Here is a 21,119-nt window from a genome sequence, read left to right on the forward strand (position 1 = left end):
GCGCACATCCTGGCCAGGGCAGGTGTCCTAAACCACGTTCAGGTATCCCGCCCGTGAACATCGCTGACGCAGCACATAAAACCGTTCTCGACTATCCAGGTGGCAGCGTGGCGCTGGCCACCCGCCTCATCTCCACCAACGACCGCGGCGAAGAGAAGCCGATGTCTGCGGCCGTTCTGCGCAGCAAGGTCAACCCGAACACGCGCACGCACCACCTGACCCTGGCCGAAGCCAGCGAGATCATGGGGCTGACGGCCGACTTCCGGATCCTGCACGCGCTAGCCGCAGAGCACGACTTCATCGTCCAGCGGGCCGACTCACCCGTCGCAGGCGATGTCATCGCAGCAATGCTCAAGGCGTCGTCGCTCAAGGGCATGTTGTCCGCGCTCATCTGCAAGGCCATGGAAGACGGGCGCATCACCCCGAACGAGGCTAAAGGCATCGCCGAACTGTGCGGTGACCTGCAGGCCATGGTGGCCGAGGTAGCGCAGCAGGCCTGGTCGGCGGCGAACCAGAGGGCCGCGGCATGATCCTTCAGCTACTCGAAGACTGGCGTCGGGAGCGCCGCATCCGGCGGATCGCCTCTGCCATGCGCGCGGCTACCCAGGCCGGCAAGCCGAACCTGGCGCGCGCCTATTGGCTCGACATGAAGCGCGAATGCGAAAGCCGCAGCACCGGCCAGGTGAAGCGCATGGAGCGGGCAGGGCGCCTGGCATGAGCACGCTGATCATGTCCCAGTGCTGGCCGATGACCATGCCGCCGTCGCCCAAGGCGGTGCTCATCTCGCTTGCCGACAACGCGAACGACCAGGGCCACTGCTGGCCGTCGATTCCGACCATTTGCGAGCGCACCTGTCTGAGCGAGCGAACAGTGCACGGCGCCATCCGCTGGCTTGAGTCGGCTGGCCTGGTCACCGCTGACCGCGCGAACGGCCGACACACCCGGTACGTCATCACTCCGGACGCCTACCAACCACCGCAGCAGCTGCACCCCCGCAGTGGCTGCACCCCCGCAGCAGCTGCGGGGGAACCCCCGCAAAATTTGCACAAACCACCGCAAATGCCGCAGTCACCCCCGCAGCAGCTGCGGTCTAACCGTAAAGAACCTAAAAGCAACAACAGCGAAGCACCCGCCAGCGCTTCGCCGAAGAACCGCCTGTTGACCTTCGACAGCTGGAATGCATCGCTCGGTGACGAGGACGCAATTTGTGCTGACGACCCGGTGTTCAGCTGGGCGGAGAAGGCGGCTATCCCCGAGGAGTTCATCGAGCTGGCCTGGCTGTCGTTCGCCGACCGCTACAGCGGTGCAGCAAAGCGCTATACCGATTGGCGCGCAGTCTTCCGCAACGCGGTGCGCGGCAACTGGCAGAAGATCTGGTTCCTGCACCCGGCGACCGGCTACACGCTGACCACCATCGGCGAGCAATACCGCCGTGTGCGCGACGCTGAGGCGCAAGCAGGGCAGGTGGCCGCATGAGCATGCACGACGACATCGAGCGCATGGCCGCCGAATACGGCGCAGAGCGCGGCGACCGCGCTGATCAGCTCCAGCAGCTGCGCGTGCCGCCGCACAGCGTGGAAGCCGAGCAGGCTGTGCTCGGCGGGCTGATGCTGGTCAACCGGGCCTGGGACGACATTGCCGACCTGGTGGAGGAGGGCTGCTTCTACCGCCGTGACCATGGGCTGATCTTTCGCGCCATTCGCGAGATGGCCGTTGCACAGCCGCGGCGCCCCTTTGACGTGGTAACGCTGGGCGATTGGTTCGAGGCCCAGGGGCTGCTCGACCAGGTGGGCGAGGGCGCGTATCTGATCGAGCTCGCCAACACGACACCGTCGGCGGCCAACATCCGCGCATACGCGGAGATCGTCGCGGATAAGGCGCGGTTGCGCCGCCTGATCCAGGTCGGCACCGATATCGCCAACGCTGGCTTCAACCCGGAGGGGCAAAGCAGCATCGAGCTGATCGGCTCCGCGCAGTCGCGCATCGGCTCGCTGATGGACAGCCAGCCTTGCGAACTCGAAGCGGTGGCGCCGGTCATGGATCGGGTGTTCGAGCGCCTGGGCGAGCGCTCACGCGACGGCGGCGGCATCCACGGCATCACCACCAGCATCGATGGCCTCGATGACCTGCTCGGCGGGCTGAAGCCAGGTGGCCTGTACGTGCTGGCGGCACGCCCGAAGATGGGCAAAACCACGCTGGCCCAGAACATCGCCGAGCACGTCGCACTGCACTTGCGCAAGGCGGTCGCGGTCTTCAGCTTCGAGATGCAGGCCGAGGAGCTCGGCGACCGCATGCTGGCGTCAGTCGGCGGCATCGACGGCAACCGGATCCGTTCCGGCGATCTGGACGACGTGGACTGGACCAACGTCACCAGCGCGATGCGCAAGCTGCGCGCGGCGGACATCTTCGTCAGCCGGCCGCGCCGCGCACGCGTCGAGCACGTCAGCTCGCAGGCACGCCGGCAGCACGCCCGCAAGCCGCTGGGGCTGATCGTTATCGACTACCTGCAGCTGATGGAGATCCAGGGCGACAACCGCGCCAATGGCGTCGGCGATATCAGCCGCGGGCTGAAGCTGCTGGCCGGTGAGCTGGGCGTGCCGGTGCTATTGCTGTCGCAGCTCAATCGCAAGCTGGAGGACCGCCCGGACAAGCGCCCGCAGCCTGCCGATCTGCGCGACTCCGGATCGATCGAGCAGGACGCCGATGCGGTGATCTTTATCTACCGCGACGAGGTGTACCACCGCGACAGCCGCTGGAAGGGCACGGCCGAGCTGCTGGTTCCGCTGCAGCGCAGTGGACCGCCTGGCGAGGTGCGCGCGCTCTACATGCCCGAGCGCTTCAAGTTCCAGAACCTGCCCGAGTACTGGGAGCCGGCGCCGATCGAGAGCGACGACGGCAAGCCGGCGCCACGCGCACGCGGCTACCGCAGTCTCAAGCCCCGCGCACAGCGGCAGGACGTCGACGCATGACCATGACCGCAGCAGCGAAGAAGATCCGCGCCAAGCGCGCATCGCGCCCCATCTATGCGCTGATCGAGCGCGTGGTGGTGATGGACACCGGCGAGGAGAGGCTGGCCATGCTCGCCGAGCACCCGGTCGACCGCGAGCTGATGAAGCAGCGCGGCTATCGGCGCGGGCAGGAGGTCCGGTTGGAAATCAAGGCGCCGCGCGACGCTTGGCGCCACCGGCTACTGCACAAGATCGGCCAGCTGATGGTCGAGAACGTCGAAGGCTGGGAAGGTCTGGACAGCCACGAGGCGATCAAGCAGTTGCAGCGCGAAGCGAACGTCTGCTGCGAGCAGATCGACATGGACGCCACGCCGGTTGTCGCCGCAGTGCTTGCCGCGTCAGATGCAGCCTTCGGTCCTGGTGCCGCGAAGCTGCTGCGCGAGGTCCTGCCGAGGATCGAAACGATCCCCGTCACCGTCGCGCGGTCGCTGGCGTTCGATTCGATGGAAGAGGACGAGTTCCGGCGGCTGTTCGAAGGCATCACTCGCCATATCGGCGCGGCGTATGCGCACGTAATGCTTGACGAGGTGGTCGGCGAGTTCTGGTTGATGGCGCAGGGGCAGAGAGTCCAGCGCACAGAATCAATGAGGGCTGCCTAGTGATCGCTCCCGCTCCAGCCGAGCTTCATAAAGGCCCAGTAGAACCACTGTTTTGGGCTGCGTACAACGAGTTCATTCGCAACTTCCGCAGCCTCGTCGTAGAACTTTTCAAGTTCTGGCCTAGCACGACGAACGGCGTGGAGATAGTCGGATGTCGGTTCAGGAGTTGTCGACATAGCAGAGATTTTCTGCATCTCCCGATTGAGGTGATGACATGTTCGAGCGGTGGTTTGGATTGGTGCCAAAAGTCGGTAATCCGGCAGGTCCTGGAGTTGGACACTATCGAGTGCCTGCCCGATCTGACCAAATTTTTGTCCGGCTGCTGCGGCAAGCGATCGAGCCTGGATGAACCCATCGCGGCCAGCGTTAAGCACTGCGGCCGCGGTTGCCTCAGCGTGATCAATGAGATGAACGAGGACATCCGCTTTTCTGCTGAGATTTCGGCGCTCTTGGGTTGTAGCAATCCGAACCGCGAAAAAAATAGCGGCTGCAGAGAGGATGGCCTGGATTATTGCGGCCCAGACTGCCCAGGCCTCAGGCCGTTCGCAGAATGTCCAAATCGCGGGGAAGCACAGCTCTCGGGATGCCATTCGATGGTGCCTCAATCTTTTTTGCGCAGCATGCCCGGACGTTCCATGCCGCACAACTGTCGTGACTGCTGATGCGCCGTGCGATCAAGCCCGCTACCCGAACCGAGCAGGCCTACCAGGACGCCGCGCGTGCACTCGGCTGCGTCGTCTGCCGCTGGCGCATCGCTGCTGGCCTCCAGCGCGCCATCCAGTGCGGCCACACCCAGATTCACCACCGCAACCTCGGCGACCTGCACGGCCAGAAGCAGATCGGCCAGCACGCAGTCGTCGCGCTCGGCGCCTGGCACCACGACGGCGACCAGATGCCCGGCATGACCCGCGACCGCATGCGCGAGGTCTTCGGACCAAGTTTCAAGCACCACGCCCGCGAGTTCCGTGCCTGGACGTTCGACGTCCTGGGCGGCCGCGGCACTGAAGCCTGGCAGGACTACCAGGACCAACTACTCAACATCACGAGGGCGGCATGACTGAAGGCGTACTGACGCAGCTGCGACTGCGGGAGCTCTTGGACTACGACTTGGAAACCGGCCAGTTCGTGTGGCGATTTGCCAAACGACGAGAGCTGATCGGAAAGAGAGCCGGAACCCCTCAGGCGCGCGGGTACATCCAGATCCAGGTTGATGGTCGCATTTATCTAGCTCACAGGCTGGCCTGGTTGTACGTGCACGGAGCTTGGCCAACGCAGCAGATCGATCACATCGACGGTGATCGACGCAACAACCGTGTCGCCAATCTGCGCGAGGCATCTCCGGGTCAAAACCAGCAGAACCGGGCCAAGCAGATCCAGCGAAGTGGAAACGGAGTTTCCTCCAAGTTTGTTGGGGTCTACCGCTTCAGAGACGGCAGATGGGTCGCCTCGATTCGGGTCGATGGGATGCCACACCACCTCGGCTACTTCGACAGCGAGGAGGGCGCCCGAGACGCCTACCTAGCTGCGAAGCAATGCCACCACAAATTCCAGCCAGTACCACGTCAGGAGACAGAAAATTGAACCAGCAAACGTACGAGAACGCCCGGCTCGCCGGCCACCGCGCACGTCAAGCCAGCAAGAGGCGAGACGATTCACCGAAGTACGCCATGGGCGAGGAGGGCGCGCTGCTCCGCGAAGCGTGGCGCGAGGGTTGGGACGAAGCCGATGAAGAGCGGAGGAGGGCGGCATGAGCATCCAGCAATCAGCGAAGCTGATCTCGAACGGCGATCAGCGCGTGGAGCGTCTGACCAAGCGCGAGGAGTTCGCCAAGGCGGCAATGCAGGGGATCGTCGGCAGCATCCAGAGCGAGGACGGCTACAACCGTCTGGCGCGGCACGCGGCCGTGAAAGACATGAAGGTCAGCGAGTGGATCGCGCACGAGTCGGTGAAGCAGGGCGACGCGCTGCTGACCGAATTGGAGAAGCAGCCATGACTGCAACCCCGATCCGATTCGAAGGCAAGGTGTTTGCCAGCGCCGCCGAGTTCTCGCGAGCCTATCCGGCTTATGCGCGCTGCTTGGATGCAATCCGCGACGGCGCCGAGACGATTGCCGAGGTGGAGCGGCGCGTCGCCGCCGGCAAGCAGAAGGCGATCGCCAGCACACGCGAGCGGGCGCAGCAGGCCTATGCGCTGAAGGCAGGTGCACGATGACGCTGCGCGTGGTGTTCGGGATCGACCCCGGCATGTCGGGCGCTGTTGCCGCACTGATCGATGGTGAGGCTGGGCCGATCATCGACATGCCGACGATGGCGGTCGGCAAGAAGCAGGAAGTGGATGCGCGTGCGATCGCGGTCTTCATCCGAGAGATCCGCAGCCAGCATCCCGGCGCGACATTCGCCGGCTGCGTGGAGCGGGTGCGCGCGATGCCGCCGAAGGACGGCCGGCAGGCCGGCGCGCAGTCGTCGATGAACTTCGGCGAGAGCTACGCCAAGGCGAAGGCGGTGCTCGAGGTGATGGGCATCCCCTTCAGCCTGGCCGAGCCGCAGAGCTGGAAGCGCCATTTCGGGCTGATCGGTCAGAACAAGGACGCATCGCGGCAGCTGGCTATCCGCCGGTTCCCGTCTGCCGCGGCGCAGCTGCAGCGAAAGAAGGACGACGGCCGCGCCGAAGCCCTGCTGCTGGCGCTGTGGCACGAGCAGAAGACGCAGCCAGGAGCCCTGGCTGCATGACCCTCAACCCGACCAACCTGAGCCGGCCGGAGGCGTATTACGAAAAACTGCTGCGCAAGCGCTACAGCGCCGCGGTGCGCAAGCGCGGCCTGTGCGCATTCTGCAGCTGCCGCGACCGCACGCTGGCGATCGTGCACTGCAAGGGCAACGAGAGCCGGCAGATGGGGATGTGCCAGGACGACGGCAGGCTGCCCCAGTTCCGGCTGGATGATGAAACGTTGGAGGAATTTCGCCATGCGGCGTAATGAAGATCCGCTGCTCGATGAGCTGCGCCGTTGGGGATACGCCCACGCAAACCGGTACACCCTGAGCCGCGCTGACCGCAGTCGGCACGTGCTTGAAAACGCCAAGGACTATGCACCCAAGACGGTGGAGCAGGCATTCTGCGAGCTGGTCGAGCGAGACGGTCGCCAGCGCCGGCGCTTCATGGCCGAACAGGCTGGACTGAAAGGGCTGGGCGAGATCCCGTCCTGGGCGGTCGATCCGATCCGGGCAAGGAACGACGCCGACAGGCCGCACGACAATCCGGAGGTTGCCGTCGACATCGGCATCCCCGACGACCTGCGCTGGATCGACCGCGCCCTGGCCTCGATGTCTCGGCAGTTCCCACTGCGCGTGCTGGTGGTGCGCACAGAGTTCACCATGGCGGCGAGCCAGGCGGTGAAGGCCAGGGTTGTGGCTGAGCAGTACCAAGGTTCGCTTTCGATCTGGCAGTACCGCCGGGAGCTGCAGCGCGGGATAGACTTCATGGGCGGCCGATTGGCGGCCTAGGGAGAGCAGCGGTGGCAGATTTCAGCTGGCTAAACAGACTGCCAATCGGCGATTGGCGAGTCGAGGGGGGACACGTCTCGCTTCTGATGAGGTTGGACAAGTTCTTAGAGCTCAGTGGCACCGACGCCGAGCACTATTTTTCGGAGTTTTGGGAGTGGGGTCCGGTCCAGCCTCAGGTGTACAAATGCGCGCGACGTAACTTTTCGAATGGAACGCCGGCGGTCTACATAATCCGACGTGAGTGGGAGCTGGCTGACTTCCAACCGAATCAAGATGCTTGACAAGTTGCACACTCAAATGACCTAATTCTGCAACTGTCAAAAACTCCCTCTCGAAAACCCGGCCAAGCGCCGGGTTTTTGCGTTTCTGCGGGTCCGGATCAGCCAAACGGGGGCTGATTCGGGGCAAGCACCGGAACCTGCCGGTGGCCCGCGCCAGTTCGCCCGATCCCCTCGCCAGATCAAGCAATGCGCCTCGCTGGACCGCGGGACGGGCACCTATTCGCGTTTGCTGCGCCGCCATCCGGCTGCGCGGCAGCCTGCCGGCATCGTCGTGAGACGCCCGGGAATCGGCTGTGTAAGGCAGCTGCCGGAGCCGTAACCGGCCAACTATTCAACCTGGAGATGTGACCATGCCGGTCATCACGCCTGAGCAAGCTGGTGGCCGCAATGTCGTGGCCTTTTTGGACATGCTCGCGCATTCCGAGGGCACGTCCACTAGCCCGGCCACGAAGAACGCCGGGTATGACGTCATCGTCACCGGCGCCGATCGCAAGCCGGAGATCTTCACCGACTATTCCCGGCATCCGTTCGCCAGTGGTCGGAAGTCCAAGGCGATCAACTCGAAGGGCCTGACCAGCAACGCGTCCGGCCGCTACCAGTTCATGCTCAAGGACTACGCGCACTACCGCGACCTGCTGAAGCTGCCGGACTTCGGCCCGCTCTCGCAGGACCGTTGGGCGCTGCAGCTGATCAAGGAGCGCCGCGCGATCGCCGACATCCAGGCCGGTCGCTTCGTTGAAGCGGTGGCCAAGGTCCGCAACCTGTGGGCAAGCCTGCCGGGCGCCGGCTACGGCCAGCCGGAGCACAAGATCGAAAAGCTCATCGCCGCGTATACGAAGGCAGGCGGCAAGGTCGGGAGCGCATGACGATGCCGGACCTGGACGATGCAGGCCTGCTGCAGGTCGAGCGCGAATCGCGCGACGAGGCGGTCGTGCTGCTGAAAGAGGTGTGGGGCCTGACGCAGCGCCCGCGCCGCGACGGTCACAACGTGATGCGGCTCGGCTACGGCCGAGCGATCGAGCTGCGCGACCAGAGTGAGCAGGTGGCCACCCTGGAGCTGACGGAGGATCTGATGGTCGCGCAGCACATGCTGCGCGGGCGCTTCTTCGAGCTGCTGACGGTCCACCCGGAGATGCGCCCCTCGCTGCCCTACATCATCGCGATCGCCGACATCATCGGCGCCGAGGCAGTGCGCGGCAGCAGCGAGCTATGGGCGGCGGCCCGCAAAGGTGACTGGGTGGAATTCGGCTCGATCATCCAGGAGTTCCGGTGGGACTACTTCAGCCTGTCCACCGACCGCGACAAACGGGCGGTGAGCCGTTTGGTCATGAAGCTGGTGATGGGAGCATCGGCGGGTTCGCCATGACCTTCATCACCAGGAATATGGGCACAGCCCGGCTGGGTATCGCGCTGATCGTCTTCCTGCTCTACGGCCTGGCCATCGCTGTGCTCGTCAATTCTGAGATCCCTGCGGGCAATAAAGACGTGCTCATGCTGCTCCTGGGCAATCTGGGGCCGTTGATGGGTGCCATCGGTGGCTACTACTACCGGGCGCAGCGAGAGGCTGGCTCCTGACATGGCCGACCACTGGGACCGCGGCTTGCCGCCTCCACGCGATCCACCCGGCTGGCTGATCGCCACCTTGTGCGGCCTGCTGCTGGCCGCGCTGGCATGGATCTGGATCACCTACACCAACACGAGGGTTTGAGATGGACGACAAGAGCATCGAGCAGGAAATCCAGGCCAAGGGCCTGACCGCGCCACGCGTGACGCCGATCGATATCGAGGCGGAGATCAGCGGCCAGTACTTCTTCACCGCCGAGGAAGGCGTGCAGGCCGCCGCGCACTGCAATCCGGAGGCTGTCGTAGCCGGGGTGCATGGTGAGCTGCGGCTGCTTACCTTCTGCGTCCTGCGGCTGCGCAATGGCTTCACTGTCACCGGTGAGTCGGCCTGCGCCAGCCCGGAGAACTTCGACCCTGATATCGGCCGCAAGATCGCTCGCCAGAACGCCGTGGCGAAGATCTGGCCGCTGCTGGGCTTCCGGCTGCGCGACAAGCTGGCCGGTTGAGCCATGAATCGCATAGCGATCGCCATCATCGCCGCACTCTTGTGGTCGGCCGCCATGATCGGCGCCGGCTGGGCCTGGCGCGGTGATAAGGCCGAGGCAGCCACCAGCGAGCAGAAGGCAGGGGCCGCCCTCGGCGCCCTGGAAGGTGAGCAGGCAGCTCGGGCGACCGAACACCAGCAGGCCGCATCCGCACAGCAAGCCGGCGACAAGGCCGCCACCCGAGAGGACAAGATCGATGCTGACTACGACGCGCGCATTGCGGCTGCTGTTGCTGGCCGTGACTCCGAGCTTGGCCGGGTTCGGCGGCTGTGGGCCGGTTGTGAAACCGACCGTCTGTCCGGTGGTGCCGCCGCTGCCGCAGAAGCTGCTGAACAAGACCGACTACGCGGGGCAAGCGCGGCGCGAGTTGTACGAGCCTGTGAGCTCGCCCAATCCGAGCGCGACGAAGCCGTTGACCGATATCAAGCCCTCAGACAACCAGCCGAGGTGATGCCGTGAGCCTGTCCTACTGGAATCCGGAAGCTGGCCGCAAGGGCAGCAATCCACCACCCAAGGGTGCCAGGCCTGCGCCACCGCCGAATCCTCCCAGAGCGCCCAGTCGGCGGTAGCGATCGACTCACCTGATCTCGGCCCGACCCGGAGGGCCAAACCCATGCCCAACAAGAAACCCAAGCCCGAGACGCGTGCATCGGCCAAGTTGACGCCCAGGATCCAGCGTTTCGTCGCCGAGTACCTGAAAGACCAGAACGCAGCCCAGGCGGCCATCCGCGCCGGGTACAGCGAGAAGACCGCCAAGCAACAGGGCTCGCGGTTGCTGAAGCTTCCTGCAGTCGCTGCAGCCGTGCGCGCGGGGCAGAAGCGGATGGCGGCCAAGGCCGAGGTGACCGTCGACAGCCTGATGGCTGAGCTTGAGCAGGCACGCCGCATGGCGCTGAAGGAGAAGCAGCTGAGCGCCGCGGTTACCGCGACCATGGGCAAGGGCAAGCTCGCCGGGCTGTTGGTCGAGAAGCGGCATCACACCGGCGCGATCGGCACCTACGACCTGAGCAAGATCACTGACGATGAACTCGACCGCCTTGAACAGATCCTCGGTCCGCTTGCCGACGCTGGCGGAGATCCGGGCGGAGCGGGCCAGGCGGGCAGCTGAGCGCGAGCGGCAGCGCATTGCCGAGGATGTCGAGGGGATCAGGGCGCGCTCGCAGTCGCTGGAGGGTTTCATCCGCGAGCACTGGCGGGTGCTGGAGCCGACCAGGCCGCTGAAGATCGGCTGGGCGCTGCGAGCGATGTGCCAGCACCTGGAGGCTGTCACCGAAGGGCGCATCCAGTTCCTGCTGATCACCGTGCCGCCCGGCATGATGAAGTCGCTGGTGCTGGTGTTCTGGACGGCGTGGGAATGGGGGCCGTGCGGTCGCCCGGACCTGCAGACGCTGGCCACCTCCTACAGCCAGCCGAACGTCCTGCGCGACAACCTCAAGCTGCGGCGCCTCATCGACAGCGCTCAGTACCAGGCCGCCTGGCCGATGAAGCTGCGCGGCGACCAGAACGCCAAGGGCAAGTTCGAGAACACCGGCAACGGCTTCAGCGAGGCTCGCCCCTTCAGCTCAATGACCGGCGGCCGCGGCGACCGGGTCAAGGTCGACGATCCGCACTCGACCGAAACCGCCGAAAGCGAGGCCGAGCGCAAGACCGCAGTCCGCATTTTCCGCGAGGGCATCACCGACCGCCTCAACGACATCACGTCGTCGGCCATGGTCATCATCATGCAGCGCCTGCACCAGCGGGATATTGCGGCGGTGGCGATGGAGCTGGACCTGGGCTTCGTCCACCTCAACCTCCCGATGGAGTTCGAAGAGGAGCGGATAGACAAGGACGGCAAGAAGACGGGCGGGCCGTGCCGGACGTACATCGACGGGGAGCTGTTCTTCGAGGATCCGCGCACGCAGGAAGGCGAGCTGCTGTTTCCGGAGCGCTTCCCGCGCGCCGAGGTCGATCGACTGAAGCGCGCGAAAGGCAGCTACGCATATGCCGGCCAGTACCAGCAGCGGCCGACGCCGCGCGATGGCGGCACGTTCAAGCGGGAATGGTTCGAGGTTGTGGAAGCAGCGCCGGCTATCTCGGCGGCGCGCAAGGTTCGGCGCTGGGACTTCGCGGCGACCGATCCGAAGGAGAAGACCAGCAGCGACCCGGACTACACGGTCGGCCTGCTGCTGGGGGAGGTCGCCGGCATCTACTACGTGCTCGATGTCGTCCGCGACCAGGTGTCGCCCGCCGGCGTGGAGCGGATGCTGACGAACACGGCCCGGCAGGACGGTCGGACGATCAAGGTGCGCATCCCGCAGGATCCCGGCGCCGCCGGCAAGTCGAATGCCGCGCACCAGGTCAAGCTGCTGGCGGGCTGGGATATCAAGGCTGCGCTCGAATCCGGATCGAAGGAGGTCCGAGCGACGCCGGTGGAAGCACAGGCCGAGGCCGGGAACATCAAGCTGGTGAGCGGCCCCTGGGTTGCGGCCTTCCTCGAGGAGATCGCCGAGTTCCCCAACGCCAAACACGACGACCAGGTGGACGCGCTCTCTGGCGCATTCGCTGAGCTGGTCACCGGCAGCACCTACAACCTTGGAAACGCACTCTGATGGGCAAGCTCGCACAATTTAAAGACGGGCTGGTCAATCTCGTGGCCAACCTGGGCACTGGGCGCGACAAGGCGGTGCACAGCCACTACGCGCTCGCGCCGCTGAGTGATTTGGACGCCAGCAACGCCTACCGCGGCACGTGGCTCGCTCGGAAGATCATCGACATCCCTGCGCTCGACGGCTGCCGCAACTGGCGGACGTGGAATGCCGATCAGACTCAGATAAGCGACCTCGAGGCGGAGGAGAAGCGCCTGGGCCTGCAGGTGAAGCTGCTGGAGGCGCACACCAAGGCGCGGCTGTTCGGTGGCGCTGCGATCTACATCGGCACCGGCGAGTCGGATGTCAGCAAGCCCCTGGACCCGGCGCGCTTGAGGAAGGAGGGCATCAAGCACCTCAACGTGCTGACCAAGCGCATCCTGACCGCAGGCGAGCTGGATCGCGACGCTGAGTCGCCAACCTTCGGTCGTCCTGCGTTCTACAGGCTCACCTCAGCCCGCGCCGGCCAGGTCGAGATTCATCCCTCGCGGCTGGTCATCCTGCACGGTGCCCATCGGCCGGATCCGGATATCGATCACGGTGACGGCTGGGGCGACTCGGTCCTGATGTCGATCAGCGACGCGGTAAAGCAGGCGGACGGCACGAGCGCCAACATCGCCAGCCTGGTATTCGAGGCGAAGGTCGATGTGTTGAACATCCCGAACCTTATGTCGCAGCTGGCAGATCCAGCGTATGAGGCGCAGCTGCTCCAGCGGCTTCAGCTCGCGGCGATGGCCAAGGGCATCAACGGCATGCTGGTGCTGGATGGGGAGGAGACGTACACGCAGAAGTCGGCGTCTTTTAGCGGATTGGTCGACGTGATGCTGGCTTTCCTGCAGCAGGTTTCGGGCGCGGCGGATATCCCGTTGACGCGTCTGCTGGGGCAGTCGCCCGGTGGCTTGAACAGCACCGGCGACAACGACATCCGCAACTACTACGACCGCATCAAGTCAGGCCAGGAACTCATCTACACGCCGGCCATGTCGGTGCTGGATGAGTGCCTGATCTACTCGGCGCTCGGCAGCCGACCGAAGGACGTGTTCTACAGCTGGCGCAGCCTGTGGCAGACCAGCGACACCGAGCGCGCCACCAACGGCAAGACCACGGCCGACACGATCAAGACCCTGGCCGACACCAAGCTCATTCCCGACGAGGTGCTGGCCGAGGTGGCGGTGAACATGCTGACCGAGGCGGGCGTAGCGCCTGGCCTGGAATCGGCGATGGACGACTTCATCAAGGCGAACCCCGACTGGCAGGAAGAGCAGGCCGAGGAAGAGATGGCGGCCGCCACGCTGGCCGCCGAGACGGCGCAGCAGGGCAGCGCGAAGCAGCAGTCGCAGCAGCAAGAGGAATGAACCATGGAGATCTTCGACAGCCTGACGCTCGACGCGTCGGGTCTTTCCTACACGCGTGACGGTTTCTTGGTCGGGGACGCAAAGGTCAGCCGGGCGGGCAACGTGCAGCACTACCTCGGTCGGGAGCTTGGCCTCACTGGCGACGAGGCGTCCGCTGTGTACGGCGTCTACCGCGACCCGAACACGGTGTTCGAGGAGGACAGCATGCGCTCGCTCGTCGGGCGCCCGGTCACCCGCGGCCATCCGCCGAACGGCGTTACCGCGGACAACTGGAAGGAACTGACGGTCGGCCAGGTAGGCGGCCGGGTCGTGCGCGATGGCGAGCATGTCGTGGCACCGATGGCAGTCATGGATGCAGCCGCGGCGAAGGAGGTGTCCGCCGGCGCTCGCTCGCTGTCCGCCGGCTACTCGGTGCAGGTCGTAGCTGACCAGGGCATCGCTCCCGACGGCACGCCCTACCAGTACCGCCAGGCCAGCCCACTGCGCTTCAACCACGTGGCCTACCTGCCAGACAACAACCCCCGGGCGGGCAACACCCGCATCGGGGACGCGCATTGGGGAACGCCCACTGCGGAAGAGCTTCGCATCGGGGATGGGCGCGCCCCCGGTGGAAAGGATCGCGCCGACAACCCAACGAGGAACAACACCATGAGCAACACCAACACCCGGACCGTCATGGTCGATGGGCTGCCGGTCGAATGCACCGACGCCAGCGCCATCGCCATCGACAAGCTGCAGCGCCAGCTCTCCGACTCCAACGCAGTTGCCGCGCGCCAGGCAACCGACCATACCGCAGCCCTCGCGGTGAAGGATGCGGAGATTGCCAAGCGCGACGCCGCGATCGACGACCTGAAGGGCAAGGTGCTGGACGCCGCTGCCCTGGATGCACGCGTGCAGGCGCGTGGTGACCTGCTGGCCACGGCCAAGTCGATCCACGACGCTGACTATCGCGGCAAGAGCGATGCGGACGTCCGCAAGGCGGCCGTCGTCGGCAAGCTCGGCGACGCCGCCATCGCCGGCAAGGGTGACGCCTACATCGAGGCGCGCTTCGACATCCTCGCGGACGGCGTTAAAGCCACCGACCCGGTGGCGCGTGCGCTGAGCGATGGCGCCACACGCATCTCCGCCAACGACGCCCAGTCTCTCGAAGACAAGGCCTACCAGCGCTCCCTGGACCGCTTCAACCGCAAGAAGGAGGCCTAATCATGCCCATGCTCCAGACCACTTGGGCCGAAAAGCCCTTGCCCGGCACCGCCGGTCGCCGCGCCAACTCGGAAGAGTGGAACACCATCACCCGCATTGCGCAGGTTGCCGGCATCGGGTTCGGCCACCCTGTACAGCGCGGCACTGCTGACGACCAGGCCAACAAGTTCACCACCGGCAAGTTCCTTGGCATCACCGAGCAGGACGTGACCGTGGTGGACGGCCCGGTCGACGCCGCTCAGGAATACCCGCTCGGTGCAAACCTGCCCATCTGTGACATGGGCACCATCTGGGCCAAGGCGAGCGGTGCGTGCACGGCCGGCGGCCTCGTCTACTGGGACGACGCCGCGAAGGGCTACAGCAACACCGCAAGCGGCACCCTCATCCCTGGCGCTGAGTTCGATAGCACCGCTGCCGCCAACGGCGTGGTGAAGATTCGTCTGCGCCGCACCCCCGCAGCTCCGGCCGCGTAATCAGGAGGAACACAATGGATATCCGTGATCAGGCGGCGGTGCTCAGCTTCGCTCGCCAGCAGTCGCACGTTCTCAACACGCAGGTGTACGAGATCGAATACGCCGAGATGGACTACGGTTCGCTCATCCCTATCAACACCAACATTCCCGAGTGGGCGGCGGGCATGGACACGCTGATCATGGACAAGGTCGGTGAGGCCAAGTTCCAGTCCACGTATGCCAAGGACATCCCGCTGGCCGATGTTAACCTCAACATCGTCACCAGCACCTTCGCGGAATACGCCGTGGGCTACCAGTGGAACATCGGCGAGGTGGGCAAGGCCCAGTTCTCCAACTTCCCGCTGACTGCGCGCCGCGCTGAAGCTGCACGCTTCGCCTCGGAAGTCTTTATCTGGGAATCGGCACTGATCGGCGCGCAGCTCAAGGGCTGGACGGGTCTCATCAACTCTGCGGCGGTTACACCGATTGCGGCCGCGGCCAACGGAACTGGCGCACCGAGCTCGGCATGGGTGTTGAACGACGGCACCGGCAACAAGACTCCCGAAGAGATCGTCGCGGACATCAACAACGCGGTGATCGGTCCGGTCAACGCCGGCAACGGCATCCTGACCTCGCTCCTGGCTGACACGGTGCTCCTGCCGCCCTTGGCCATGAAGTACATCGAGGAGACTCCGTACGGTGTCACCTCGCCGAACGAGACCATCGCCTCTTACGTCCAGACGCGCAACGCCTACACGCGGCGCACCGGTCGTCCACTGAACTTGCGCGAGCTTCCGGCGCTTTCGCGTGCCGCAACGGTCGGTGTTGCCGGCGGTGGTCGTCTGGTCGCCTACCGCAACACCGCCGACGTGCTGGAGCTACCGATGCCGATGGCGTATCGGTTCTGGCCGATCTACCAGGACGGCCCGTTTAACTTCGTGGTCCCGGGCATGGGCCGTATCGGGCAGCTGGATATCAAGAAGCCCGGTATCCGTTACCTGGACGGCATCACGCCGGTTCCGGCCGCCTGACCTGACGGGTGGCCCTGCTGAGCGCGGGGCCACCCCTGACAAGGAAACAGACGTGCACAAGATCAAAAACCACACCAACTCGCCGCACCATATTCAGCTTGCCGACGGATCCAAGGGCCGCCTGCCGGCGCGCGGTGAGGGTGAGTTCGACGTGGATCCCAAGATGCTGCCTTTCTATCAGCGGTGTGGGTTCCTCAAGCTCGAATCCGTAGTTCCACCGATGCTCTATGCCAGTGACAAATTGCCCGCCCTCATCCCGCTGACGGACGACGATGCGCACAACGTCCAGTTGGGCGACGTGGTTCGCCATGCATTCGAGGCTTCCAATCTGACTGCAGACGAGTGGAATGCTCTTCCGGAAGACCAGCGCGAAGCGCGGCTGCTGGGTTCGATCACGCAGATGAAGGCAGATCTGGCGACAAGCAGCGAAGGAATCGAGGGCTTGCCCGATAGGGATGCCGACAGCGACACCAACACCGGTGAATCCACGGGGGAGGGCACTGCGCCTGACGACAAGGATGCGCTGATTGCTGAACTTGCTGCGCTTGGTATCAAGAAGGATCGGCGGGCATCGGTCGAAGCGCTGCAGGCCGCCTTGAAGAACGTACAGGAGAAGAAGGCATGATCAAGATCACAAACACGTCTCGTGCGATGTTCCACTTCCCTGACGGAACCCCGCTCGAGCCAGGCGTGCCGACCACCGTGAAGGATTGGGAGGTGCACAGCAAAAACGCAGCCGTGCGCGCCTGGATCGACCAAGGCGTTCTGGCAGTCACCGATGCAACCGCGCCTGCTCCCGACGAGGATTGACCATGTACGGCACGCTGGCAGGAGCAGACGACTATCACCTGGCCCGGGGCAATTCCGCCTGGGCAGCAGGCAGCGAGGCTGCGCGCACGGCAGCCCTGGTGCGCGGGACCGACTACATCGACGGCCGGTACCGGGTGCTGCTGCTTTCGGGCCGGTGGCAGTCCATGTTCCCTGGCGTGCGTACCGCAGGGCGGGGCCAGCCCAACGAGTGGCCCCGCACCGGTGCAACCGACAACGCAGGCGCGCTCATCGGTCCGGAGGAGATCCCGGGCGAGGTGGAGCGGGCAACGTATGAGGCGGCACTGCGGGAGCTGGCCAGGCCGGGGAGCCTATCCCCCGACTTCGTGGCATCCGAGGCGGTGACCCGGGAGAAGGTGGGGCCGATCGAGGTGACCTACGCCGACAGCGGAGCTGCTGGGCAGCCTGCTAACCGGCCGCTGGTGCCGGCCATTGATGAGATCGTGGCGCCACTGCTGCGGATGCCAGCCATCGGCCCTGCGGTGTTCGTCGTATGAGCGCCTTCTATGACCGGCTGCAGGCCACGGCCACGCGCTTGATCGATCGCTACGGCTTCGCCGCCCAGCTGCAGCGCGCAGGTGCACCGACGGGACCGCCGCACAACCCGCAGCCGGGCCCAGCCACGCAGCACGACTGCAAGGTGGTGGAGCTGGAATACAGCCTCACCAATCGGGACGCCACCCTGGTGCTCAAGGGCGACAAGCTGGGATTGATCAGCACCGCGATCGATACGGTGCCCACCCTGAGCGACCGCATCGTGCTGGGTAACGATCTGTTTACCTTTATTGACCTGCAGCCTCTGTCCCCTGGTGGGCAGGTGCTGCTCTACGAATTCCATGCGAGACGCTGATGGCTGCTACGACCGCCCGCCAACTTGACCAGCTGGCGACGCGGCTGGAGCCGGCGATCCGCGATGCGTTCCTGCGTGCCATCCGTGAGGTGACCAATCAGACGGGCGTCCAGCTCATCACCGACCTACTGCAGGCCGGGCGGGTAGATGACGTGCTGACGGTCATGGGGCTGGACGAGCCGCGGTTTGCCGATCTGGCCGAGGCGTTGCGCAGCGCGTACAGCGCCGGCGGGCAGCAGGGCGTTTCGGAGATGCCCCGGATGCGCCTGTCGCTCGATCCGATCATCACCGGCAACTACCGCCCGAGGACAGCCGTGCAGTCGCCGGCGCTGCGCCCGAAGTTCGACCTGCGGAACCCAGCAGCGGAGCGGTGGCTGCGTGAGGCGTCGTCCAAGCTGGTCACCGGCATCGTCAACGACCAGCGGGAGCTGATACGCGGCGTACTGGTGCAGGGCATGACGGCGGGGCAGAACCCTCGGCAGAGCGCCCTGGACATCGTGGGACGCGTGGGCGCCAACGGCAGGCGCAGCGGCGGCATGGTCGGGCTGACGGCGCAGCAGGGCCAGTTCGTCATCAACATGCGGCAGCAGCTGGCCAGCGGCGACCCACGGGAAATGGCGAAGTACTTCAGGCGCCAGCGCAGGGACAAACGCCTGGACGGCATCGTCAAGCGCGCCATCGCCGCCGGCAAGCCGGTGTCGCAGGCCGACATCGACAAGATCGCAGGGCGCTATGCCGACCGGCTGCTGCAGCTGCGCGGCGAGATGATCGCCCGCACCGAATCGATCAGCAGCATGAACGCTGGGCGCGAAGAGGCCTACCGGCAGCAGATCGAATCGGGCGCGCTGGCTGCCGAGAACGTCATCGGCACTTGGTCGGACACCGGCGACAAGCGCACGCGACACACGCATAAGGCCATGAACGGGCAGCGGCGGATGTTCGGTGAGCCGTTCGAATCGCCCAGCGGCGCGCGGATGAACTACCCGGGAGACACAAGCCTCGGCGCCGGCGCAGACGAGATCGTCGGTTGCCGCTGCACGAAGCAGTACCGGATCGACATGACGGCAGAGGTGCTACGTGGCAAGCAAGTTCGGTGACCAGGTGCGGGCATTCGCGGAGAAGGCGAAGCAGCGGCAAGAGGCCATCTTTCGCGAGTCCGCGCAGGCGGTGATGGATCAAGCGAACACGCCCGAGGGCAGGGGCGGGCGCATGCCCGTGGATACCGGCTTCCTACGCAACTCGGCAGTGGCGTCGAAGGATGGCCCAGCCACATCAGAGGGCGGCGATCCCGCGCTTGTCTTCGCCGCCCTACAGCTGGGCGAGTCGGTGTGGGCCGGCTGGACCGCAGCCTATGCGCTGCGCATGGAACACGGCTTCAGCGGCAAGGACAGCCTGGGCAGGCAATACGAGCAGGCCGGCAAGGGCTTCATGCGCGCCGCCGCGCAGAACTGGGACTTCATCGTCGATGAGGTCACCGCGAAGGTGAAGGCACGCATCCCATGATCGACACCGAGATTTACGACGCCTTCGCGGGCCTGGTCGGTGCGTTCGCCGCGGCGCAGGGCTTGCCGTGCTCCTACCCGGGCCTGGCCTTCACCCCGCCGACGGCTGGCGCATGGCTGGAGCTGCAGTGGTTCCCGAACGAAACGCAGAACTACGGCATGGCCGATGATGGCCCGTCGCTGCTGCAGGGCTTCGGCCAGCTGTCAGCGTGCTACCGCCCCGGCGGCGGGATCATGGCCGGCACGCGCATCACCGATCAGATCATCGCCGCCTTCGCCAAGGGCACGACCTTCGCCGGCATGCGCGTGTACCGCATGCCCTGGACCTCAACCATCATCCAAGACCCGGAGCGGCACATGCACCCGGTCACCATCATGTGGCGCGGCTTCGTGTAGCAGCCGCCCAGCAGCAGTTCCCCAACCCCGCCCCGTGGCGGGTTTTTTTATGCCCAACGCGAGGAGATATCAGCAATGGCTGAGGCACAAACCAACAGCGGTTCCAAGCTCTACATCTGCGTCACGCCGCAGGACAACGACCTCACGGAGGCCCAGTTCAAGGCGTTGACCTATGTTCCTGTCGCAAAGGTCGGCAGCGTCGGCGAGCGTGGTCTGAATACCAACATCGTCACCTACGACACCTGGGACACCACGGTGGCCTTGAAGGGGAAGGGCATCTCGAACGCCGGCGATCCCGAGGTGGAGATGGCCCGCAATCTGGCGGACCCGGGACAGATCGCCATGCGCGCCGCAGGCCGTCCGAATGTCGCCAGCGCCTACGCATTCAAGGTCGAGCGCCCCAGCGGAGAAACCGAGTACATGCGCGGCCTGGTCGCCGGCCCACGCACGCCCGGCGGCCGCAATGAGGACTTCGTCCTGCACGTCTACTCGCTGGCCCTGAACCAGGAACCGATCGAGGTTCCGGCGCCCGTCACCCCGTAACCGAACAGCAGGGGATAGGGCGGCCGCCTGATAAGCCGGATCTGATCCGGCCGGCTTCCCCTGCTCCACCTCCCGGATCGATCGCAAAGGATCACCCATGACCGAATTGACCACCATCGTTGCCGCCGAGCGCGCCATCGACATCAAGCATCCCGCCACCGAGGCCCCTGTGGGCCTGCGCATCACGCTGCTGCCCGACAGCCACCAGAAGGTGCGCGCAGCCAGCCGCAAGGCACTGGACGACCGCCTGCAGGGCAAGGGCAAGGTCACTGCCGCCAAGATGGAGCAGGGCCGCACCGACATGCTGGTCGCCTCTGTGGGCGCCTGGGAGTGGCAGGGCGACCTCACATTCCATGGTGACAAGCCCGCGCTCACCGACGAATCCCTGCGCAAGGTACTGAAGGAGCTGCCCTGGATCGGCGACCAGCTGGAGGTGGAGCTGGGCAACCGCGCCGAGTTTTTTCGCAGCGCTGAAGACGCGGATCTCTGACGCCACGTATCTGACCGTCCGGTACGACATGCCGGACGCGAAGGGCGAGACGCGACGCGCGCGCAACACGCGCTTCGAGGAACCGACGCCGGACGTGGACATGCCGGAAGAAGCCGCGCACGTATGGGAATGGTTTTGGCTGCTCTCCGGCCGCCGTCGCAGCGGTCCCGAGGCCCTGTCCTACGCCGAGCTGAGTGCGTGGCAGCAGCTGGCATGCCGAGACGTGCTGCCGCAGGAGGTGGAGATGCTCATGGCGATGGACGACGCCTACCTGCGCGCCGTGCGCGAAGAACAAGCAGCGGCGCGCGAGCGGCCGCCCGAACCTGGCAACACCTGGAGCTGATTG

Annotated in this window: 36 protein-coding genes; 34 read left to right on the forward strand and 2 right to left on the reverse strand. The window is 65.4% G+C overall.

Annotated features, from left to right (window positions below):
* Positions 1-53 precede the first annotated feature (53 nt).
* The 5 genes from EO139_RS01105 to EO139_RS01125 are packed head-to-tail and all read left to right on the forward strand — an operon-like array spanning position 54 to position 3,607.
* Complete coding sequence (locus EO139_RS01105) at positions 54-530, forward strand: phage regulatory CII family protein (RefSeq protein ID WP_126969037.1); 477 nt, start codon at positions 54-56, stop codon at positions 528-530.
* Positions 527-718, forward strand: a complete 192-nt coding sequence (locus tag EO139_RS01110; protein ID WP_126969038.1) for a hypothetical protein — start codon at positions 527-529, stop codon at positions 716-718. Before EO139_RS01105 ends, EO139_RS01110 begins: the two co-directional genes overlap by 4 nt.
* Entirely contained in the window at positions 715-1,476 is a 762-nt protein-coding gene (locus tag EO139_RS21520; RefSeq protein ID WP_206515102.1) for a helix-turn-helix domain-containing protein, read from the forward strand. The genes EO139_RS01110 and EO139_RS21520 overlap by 4 nt, the downstream gene beginning before the upstream one ends.
* Positions 1,473-2,969 carry a replicative DNA helicase gene (gene dnaB / locus EO139_RS01120; RefSeq protein WP_126969039.1) on the forward strand — a complete coding sequence of 499 codons (1,497 nt, stop codon included), beginning with the start codon at positions 1,473-1,475 and terminating at the stop codon, positions 2,967-2,969. Before EO139_RS21520 ends, dnaB begins: the two co-directional genes overlap by 4 nt.
* On the forward strand, positions 2,966-3,607 hold the full coding sequence (locus EO139_RS01125; RefSeq protein WP_126969040.1) for a hypothetical protein: 642 nt from the start codon (positions 2,966-2,968) through the stop codon (positions 3,605-3,607). The genes dnaB and EO139_RS01125 overlap by 4 nt, the downstream gene beginning before the upstream one ends.
* Here the strand turns inward: EO139_RS01125 and EO139_RS01130 are convergent.
* Entirely contained in the window at positions 3,604-4,197 is a 594-nt protein-coding gene (locus EO139_RS01130; protein ID WP_126969041.1) for a hypothetical protein, read from the reverse strand. The genes EO139_RS01125 and EO139_RS01130 overlap by 4 nt on opposite strands.
* An 11-nt stretch (positions 4,198-4,208) precedes the next feature.
* Complete coding sequence (locus EO139_RS21345; protein WP_164739665.1) at positions 4,209-4,637, reverse strand: hypothetical protein; 429 nt, start codon at positions 4,635-4,637, stop codon at positions 4,209-4,211.
* A gap of 23 nt (positions 4,638-4,660) precedes the next feature.
* Here EO139_RS21345 and EO139_RS01140 point away from each other — a divergent pair, with 23 nt between their 5' ends.
* From EO139_RS01140 to EO139_RS01270, 29 genes are all read left to right on the forward strand, one after another.
* Positions 4,661-5,188, forward strand: a complete 528-nt coding sequence (locus tag EO139_RS01140; RefSeq protein WP_126969043.1) for an HNH endonuclease — start codon at positions 4,661-4,663, stop codon at positions 5,186-5,188.
* Entirely contained in the window at positions 5,185-5,358 is a 174-nt protein-coding gene (locus EO139_RS21350; RefSeq protein ID WP_164739666.1) for a hypothetical protein, read from the forward strand. The genes EO139_RS01140 and EO139_RS21350 overlap by 4 nt, the downstream gene beginning before the upstream one ends.
* Complete coding sequence (locus EO139_RS01145) at positions 5,355-5,600, forward strand: hypothetical protein (protein WP_126969044.1); 246 nt, start codon at positions 5,355-5,357, stop codon at positions 5,598-5,600. The genes EO139_RS21350 and EO139_RS01145 overlap by 4 nt, the downstream gene beginning before the upstream one ends.
* Positions 5,597-5,818 (forward strand): hypothetical protein, encoded by a 222-nt coding sequence (locus EO139_RS01150; RefSeq protein ID WP_126969045.1) that lies wholly within the window; start codon positions 5,597-5,599, stop codon positions 5,816-5,818. Before EO139_RS01145 ends, EO139_RS01150 begins: the two co-directional genes overlap by 4 nt.
* Positions 5,815-6,336: a crossover junction endodeoxyribonuclease gene (locus EO139_RS01155; protein ID WP_126969046.1), complete on the forward strand. Its 522-nt coding sequence runs from the start codon at positions 5,815-5,817 to the stop codon at positions 6,334-6,336. The genes EO139_RS01150 and EO139_RS01155 overlap by 4 nt, the downstream gene beginning before the upstream one ends.
* Positions 6,333-6,581, forward strand: coding sequence for a hypothetical protein (locus EO139_RS01160; protein ID WP_126969047.1), 249 nt, complete (start codon positions 6,333-6,335; stop codon positions 6,579-6,581). Before EO139_RS01155 ends, EO139_RS01160 begins: the two co-directional genes overlap by 4 nt.
* Positions 6,571-7,107, forward strand: a complete 537-nt coding sequence (locus tag EO139_RS01165) for a hypothetical protein (protein ID WP_126969048.1) — start codon at positions 6,571-6,573, stop codon at positions 7,105-7,107. The genes EO139_RS01160 and EO139_RS01165 overlap by 11 nt, the downstream gene beginning before the upstream one ends.
* A 631-nt stretch (positions 7,108-7,738) precedes the next feature.
* On the forward strand, positions 7,739-8,254 hold the full coding sequence (locus EO139_RS01170; protein WP_126969049.1) for a glycoside hydrolase family 104 protein: 516 nt from the start codon (positions 7,739-7,741) through the stop codon (positions 8,252-8,254).
* On the forward strand, positions 8,251-8,754 hold the full coding sequence (locus tag EO139_RS01175) for a hypothetical protein (protein ID WP_126969050.1): 504 nt from the start codon (positions 8,251-8,253) through the stop codon (positions 8,752-8,754). Before EO139_RS01170 ends, EO139_RS01175 begins: the two co-directional genes overlap by 4 nt.
* Positions 8,751-8,963: a hypothetical protein gene (locus EO139_RS01180; RefSeq protein ID WP_047130278.1), complete on the forward strand. Its 213-nt coding sequence runs from the start codon at positions 8,751-8,753 to the stop codon at positions 8,961-8,963. The genes EO139_RS01175 and EO139_RS01180 overlap by 4 nt, the downstream gene beginning before the upstream one ends.
* Before the next feature lies 1 nt (position 8,964).
* Positions 8,965-9,096: a hypothetical protein gene (locus tag EO139_RS21765; protein ID WP_277601014.1), complete on the forward strand. Its 132-nt coding sequence runs from the start codon at positions 8,965-8,967 to the stop codon at positions 9,094-9,096.
* A 1-nt stretch (position 9,097) separates the two neighbouring features.
* Positions 9,098-9,457: a Gp49 family protein gene (locus tag EO139_RS01185; protein ID WP_126969051.1), complete on the forward strand. Its 360-nt coding sequence runs from the start codon at positions 9,098-9,100 to the stop codon at positions 9,455-9,457.
* A 3-nt stretch (positions 9,458-9,460) separates the two neighbouring features.
* Positions 9,461-9,955, forward strand: a complete 495-nt coding sequence (locus EO139_RS01190) for a hypothetical protein (protein WP_126969052.1) — start codon at positions 9,461-9,463, stop codon at positions 9,953-9,955.
* Between the two features lie 154 nt (positions 9,956-10,109).
* Positions 10,110-10,604 carry a terminase small subunit gene (locus EO139_RS01195; RefSeq protein WP_126969053.1) on the forward strand — a complete coding sequence of 165 codons (495 nt, stop codon included), beginning with the start codon at positions 10,110-10,112 and terminating at the stop codon, positions 10,602-10,604.
* A complete protein-coding gene (gene terL / locus EO139_RS01200; protein ID WP_241235885.1) occupies positions 10,519-12,087 on the forward strand; it encodes a phage terminase large subunit in 1,569 nt (522 codons plus the stop codon). Before EO139_RS01195 ends, terL begins: the two co-directional genes overlap by 86 nt.
* Positions 12,087-13,478, forward strand: coding sequence for a phage portal protein (locus EO139_RS01205; RefSeq protein ID WP_126969054.1), 1,392 nt, complete (start codon positions 12,087-12,089; stop codon positions 13,476-13,478). The genes terL and EO139_RS01205 overlap by 1 nt, the downstream gene beginning before the upstream one ends.
* 3 nt (positions 13,479-13,481) lie before the next feature.
* Positions 13,482-14,681, forward strand: coding sequence for a DUF2213 domain-containing protein (locus EO139_RS01210; protein WP_126969055.1), 1,200 nt, complete (start codon positions 13,482-13,484; stop codon positions 14,679-14,681).
* 2 nt (positions 14,682-14,683) lie between these two features.
* Positions 14,684-15,154: a DUF2190 family protein gene (locus tag EO139_RS01215; protein WP_126969056.1), complete on the forward strand. Its 471-nt coding sequence runs from the start codon at positions 14,684-14,686 to the stop codon at positions 15,152-15,154.
* A gap of 14 nt (positions 15,155-15,168) precedes the next feature.
* Positions 15,169-16,164, forward strand: coding sequence for a major capsid family protein (locus EO139_RS01220; protein ID WP_126969057.1), 996 nt, complete (start codon positions 15,169-15,171; stop codon positions 16,162-16,164).
* Between the two features lie 52 nt (positions 16,165-16,216).
* Positions 16,217-16,789, forward strand: a complete 573-nt coding sequence (locus tag EO139_RS01225; RefSeq protein ID WP_126969058.1) for a hypothetical protein — start codon at positions 16,217-16,219, stop codon at positions 16,787-16,789.
* Positions 16,786-16,974, forward strand: a complete 189-nt coding sequence (locus EO139_RS01230) for a hypothetical protein (RefSeq protein ID WP_126969059.1) — start codon at positions 16,786-16,788, stop codon at positions 16,972-16,974. Before EO139_RS01225 ends, EO139_RS01230 begins: the two co-directional genes overlap by 4 nt.
* A 2-nt stretch (positions 16,975-16,976) precedes the next feature.
* Positions 16,977-17,489, forward strand: coding sequence for a DnaT-like ssDNA-binding protein (locus EO139_RS01235; protein WP_126969060.1), 513 nt, complete (start codon positions 16,977-16,979; stop codon positions 17,487-17,489).
* Positions 17,486-17,842 (forward strand): hypothetical protein, encoded by a 357-nt coding sequence (locus tag EO139_RS01240; protein ID WP_126969061.1) that lies wholly within the window; start codon positions 17,486-17,488, stop codon positions 17,840-17,842. Before EO139_RS01235 ends, EO139_RS01240 begins: the two co-directional genes overlap by 4 nt.
* The gene (locus EO139_RS01245; protein ID WP_126969062.1) at positions 17,842-18,939 is read left to right on the forward strand and encodes a phage minor head protein; all 1,098 of its coding nucleotides are present in this window, start codon (positions 17,842-17,844) and stop codon (positions 18,937-18,939) included. The genes EO139_RS01240 and EO139_RS01245 overlap by 1 nt, the downstream gene beginning before the upstream one ends.
* Positions 18,920-19,345 (forward strand): hypothetical protein, encoded by a 426-nt coding sequence (locus tag EO139_RS01250; protein WP_241235886.1) that lies wholly within the window; start codon positions 18,920-18,922, stop codon positions 19,343-19,345. The genes EO139_RS01245 and EO139_RS01250 overlap by 20 nt, the downstream gene beginning before the upstream one ends.
* Positions 19,342-19,740: a phage tail terminator-like protein gene (locus tag EO139_RS01255; RefSeq protein ID WP_126969063.1), complete on the forward strand. Its 399-nt coding sequence runs from the start codon at positions 19,342-19,344 to the stop codon at positions 19,738-19,740. Before EO139_RS01250 ends, EO139_RS01255 begins: the two co-directional genes overlap by 4 nt.
* 75 nt (positions 19,741-19,815) lie before the next feature.
* The gene (locus tag EO139_RS01260; RefSeq protein WP_047130292.1) at positions 19,816-20,283 is read left to right on the forward strand and encodes a hypothetical protein; all 468 of its coding nucleotides are present in this window, start codon (positions 19,816-19,818) and stop codon (positions 20,281-20,283) included.
* A gap of 97 nt (positions 20,284-20,380) precedes the next feature.
* Positions 20,381-20,773, forward strand: coding sequence for a hypothetical protein (locus EO139_RS01265; RefSeq protein ID WP_126969064.1), 393 nt, complete (start codon positions 20,381-20,383; stop codon positions 20,771-20,773).
* A gap of 28 nt (positions 20,774-20,801) precedes the next feature.
* Complete coding sequence (locus tag EO139_RS01270) at positions 20,802-21,116, forward strand: hypothetical protein (RefSeq protein ID WP_126969065.1); 315 nt, start codon at positions 20,802-20,804, stop codon at positions 21,114-21,116.
* Positions 21,117-21,119: the final 3 nt, after the last annotated feature.

The organism is Xanthomonas sp. BRIP62411 (genome assembly GCF_003993525.1).
Lineage (GTDB): Bacteria > Pseudomonadota > Gammaproteobacteria > Xanthomonadales > Xanthomonadaceae > Xanthomonas > Xanthomonas euroxanthea.

Bases quoted from the DNA above. Each gene is read 5' to 3' on its own strand.
- EO139_RS01245 (WP_126969062.1), top strand. From the start codon at position 17,842: ATGGCTGCTACGACCGCCCGCCAACTTGACCAGCTGGCGACGCGGCTG.
- EO139_RS01265 (WP_126969064.1), top strand. From the start codon at position 20,381: ATGACCGAATTGACCACCATCGTTGCCGCCGAGCGCGCCATCGACATC.
- EO139_RS01190 (WP_126969052.1), top strand. From the start codon at position 9,461: ATGAATCGCATAGCGATCGCCATCATCGCCGCACTCTTGTGGTCGGCC.
- EO139_RS01215 (WP_126969056.1), top strand. From the start codon at position 14,684: ATGCCCATGCTCCAGACCACTTGGGCCGAAAAGCCCTTGCCCGGCACC.
- EO139_RS01260 (WP_047130292.1), top strand. From the start codon at position 19,816: ATGGCTGAGGCACAAACCAACAGCGGTTCCAAGCTCTACATCTGCGTC.
- EO139_RS01185 (WP_126969051.1), top strand. From the start codon at position 9,098: ATGGACGACAAGAGCATCGAGCAGGAAATCCAGGCCAAGGGCCTGACC.
- terL (WP_241235885.1), top strand. From the start codon at position 10,519: ATGAACTCGACCGCCTTGAACAGATCCTCGGTCCGCTTGCCGACGCTG.
- EO139_RS21765 (WP_277601014.1), top strand. From the start codon at position 8,965: ATGGCCGACCACTGGGACCGCGGCTTGCCGCCTCCACGCGATCCACCC.
- EO139_RS01240 (WP_126969061.1), top strand. From the start codon at position 17,486: ATGAGCGCCTTCTATGACCGGCTGCAGGCCACGGCCACGCGCTTGATC.
- EO139_RS01160 (WP_126969047.1), top strand. From the start codon at position 6,333: ATGACCCTCAACCCGACCAACCTGAGCCGGCCGGAGGCGTATTACGAA.
- EO139_RS01205 (WP_126969054.1), top strand. From the start codon at position 12,087: ATGGGCAAGCTCGCACAATTTAAAGACGGGCTGGTCAATCTCGTGGCC.
- EO139_RS01130 (WP_126969041.1), bottom strand. From the start codon at position 4,197: ATGGCATCCCGAGAGCTGTGCTTCCCCGCGATTTGGACATTCTGCGAA.
- EO139_RS01125 (WP_126969040.1), top strand. From the start codon at position 2,966: ATGACCATGACCGCAGCAGCGAAGAAGATCCGCGCCAAGCGCGCATCG.
- EO139_RS01220 (WP_126969057.1), top strand. From the start codon at position 15,169: ATGGATATCCGTGATCAGGCGGCGGTGCTCAGCTTCGCTCGCCAGCAG.
- EO139_RS21520 (WP_206515102.1), top strand. From the start codon at position 715: ATGAGCACGCTGATCATGTCCCAGTGCTGGCCGATGACCATGCCGCCG.
- EO139_RS01255 (WP_126969063.1), top strand. From the start codon at position 19,342: ATGATCGACACCGAGATTTACGACGCCTTCGCGGGCCTGGTCGGTGCG.
- EO139_RS01235 (WP_126969060.1), top strand. From the start codon at position 16,977: ATGTACGGCACGCTGGCAGGAGCAGACGACTATCACCTGGCCCGGGGC.
- EO139_RS01155 (WP_126969046.1), top strand. From the start codon at position 5,815: ATGACGCTGCGCGTGGTGTTCGGGATCGACCCCGGCATGTCGGGCGCT.
- EO139_RS01145 (WP_126969044.1), top strand. From the start codon at position 5,355: ATGAGCATCCAGCAATCAGCGAAGCTGATCTCGAACGGCGATCAGCGC.
- EO139_RS01170 (WP_126969049.1), top strand. From the start codon at position 7,739: ATGCCGGTCATCACGCCTGAGCAAGCTGGTGGCCGCAATGTCGTGGCC.
- EO139_RS01165 (WP_126969048.1), top strand. From the start codon at position 6,571: ATGCGGCGTAATGAAGATCCGCTGCTCGATGAGCTGCGCCGTTGGGGA.
- EO139_RS01210 (WP_126969055.1), top strand. From the start codon at position 13,482: ATGGAGATCTTCGACAGCCTGACGCTCGACGCGTCGGGTCTTTCCTAC.
- EO139_RS01270 (WP_126969065.1), top strand. From the start codon at position 20,802: ATGCCGGACGCGAAGGGCGAGACGCGACGCGCGCGCAACACGCGCTTC.
- EO139_RS01175 (WP_126969050.1), top strand. From the start codon at position 8,251: ATGACGATGCCGGACCTGGACGATGCAGGCCTGCTGCAGGTCGAGCGC.
- EO139_RS01140 (WP_126969043.1), top strand. From the start codon at position 4,661: ATGACTGAAGGCGTACTGACGCAGCTGCGACTGCGGGAGCTCTTGGAC.
- dnaB (WP_126969039.1), top strand. From the start codon at position 1,473: ATGAGCATGCACGACGACATCGAGCGCATGGCCGCCGAATACGGCGCA.
- EO139_RS01195 (WP_126969053.1), top strand. From the start codon at position 10,110: ATGCCCAACAAGAAACCCAAGCCCGAGACGCGTGCATCGGCCAAGTTG.
- EO139_RS01150 (WP_126969045.1), top strand. From the start codon at position 5,597: ATGACTGCAACCCCGATCCGATTCGAAGGCAAGGTGTTTGCCAGCGCC.
- EO139_RS01230 (WP_126969059.1), top strand. From the start codon at position 16,786: ATGATCAAGATCACAAACACGTCTCGTGCGATGTTCCACTTCCCTGAC.
- EO139_RS01110 (WP_126969038.1), top strand. From the start codon at position 527: ATGATCCTTCAGCTACTCGAAGACTGGCGTCGGGAGCGCCGCATCCGG.
- EO139_RS01180 (WP_047130278.1), top strand. From the start codon at position 8,751: ATGACCTTCATCACCAGGAATATGGGCACAGCCCGGCTGGGTATCGCG.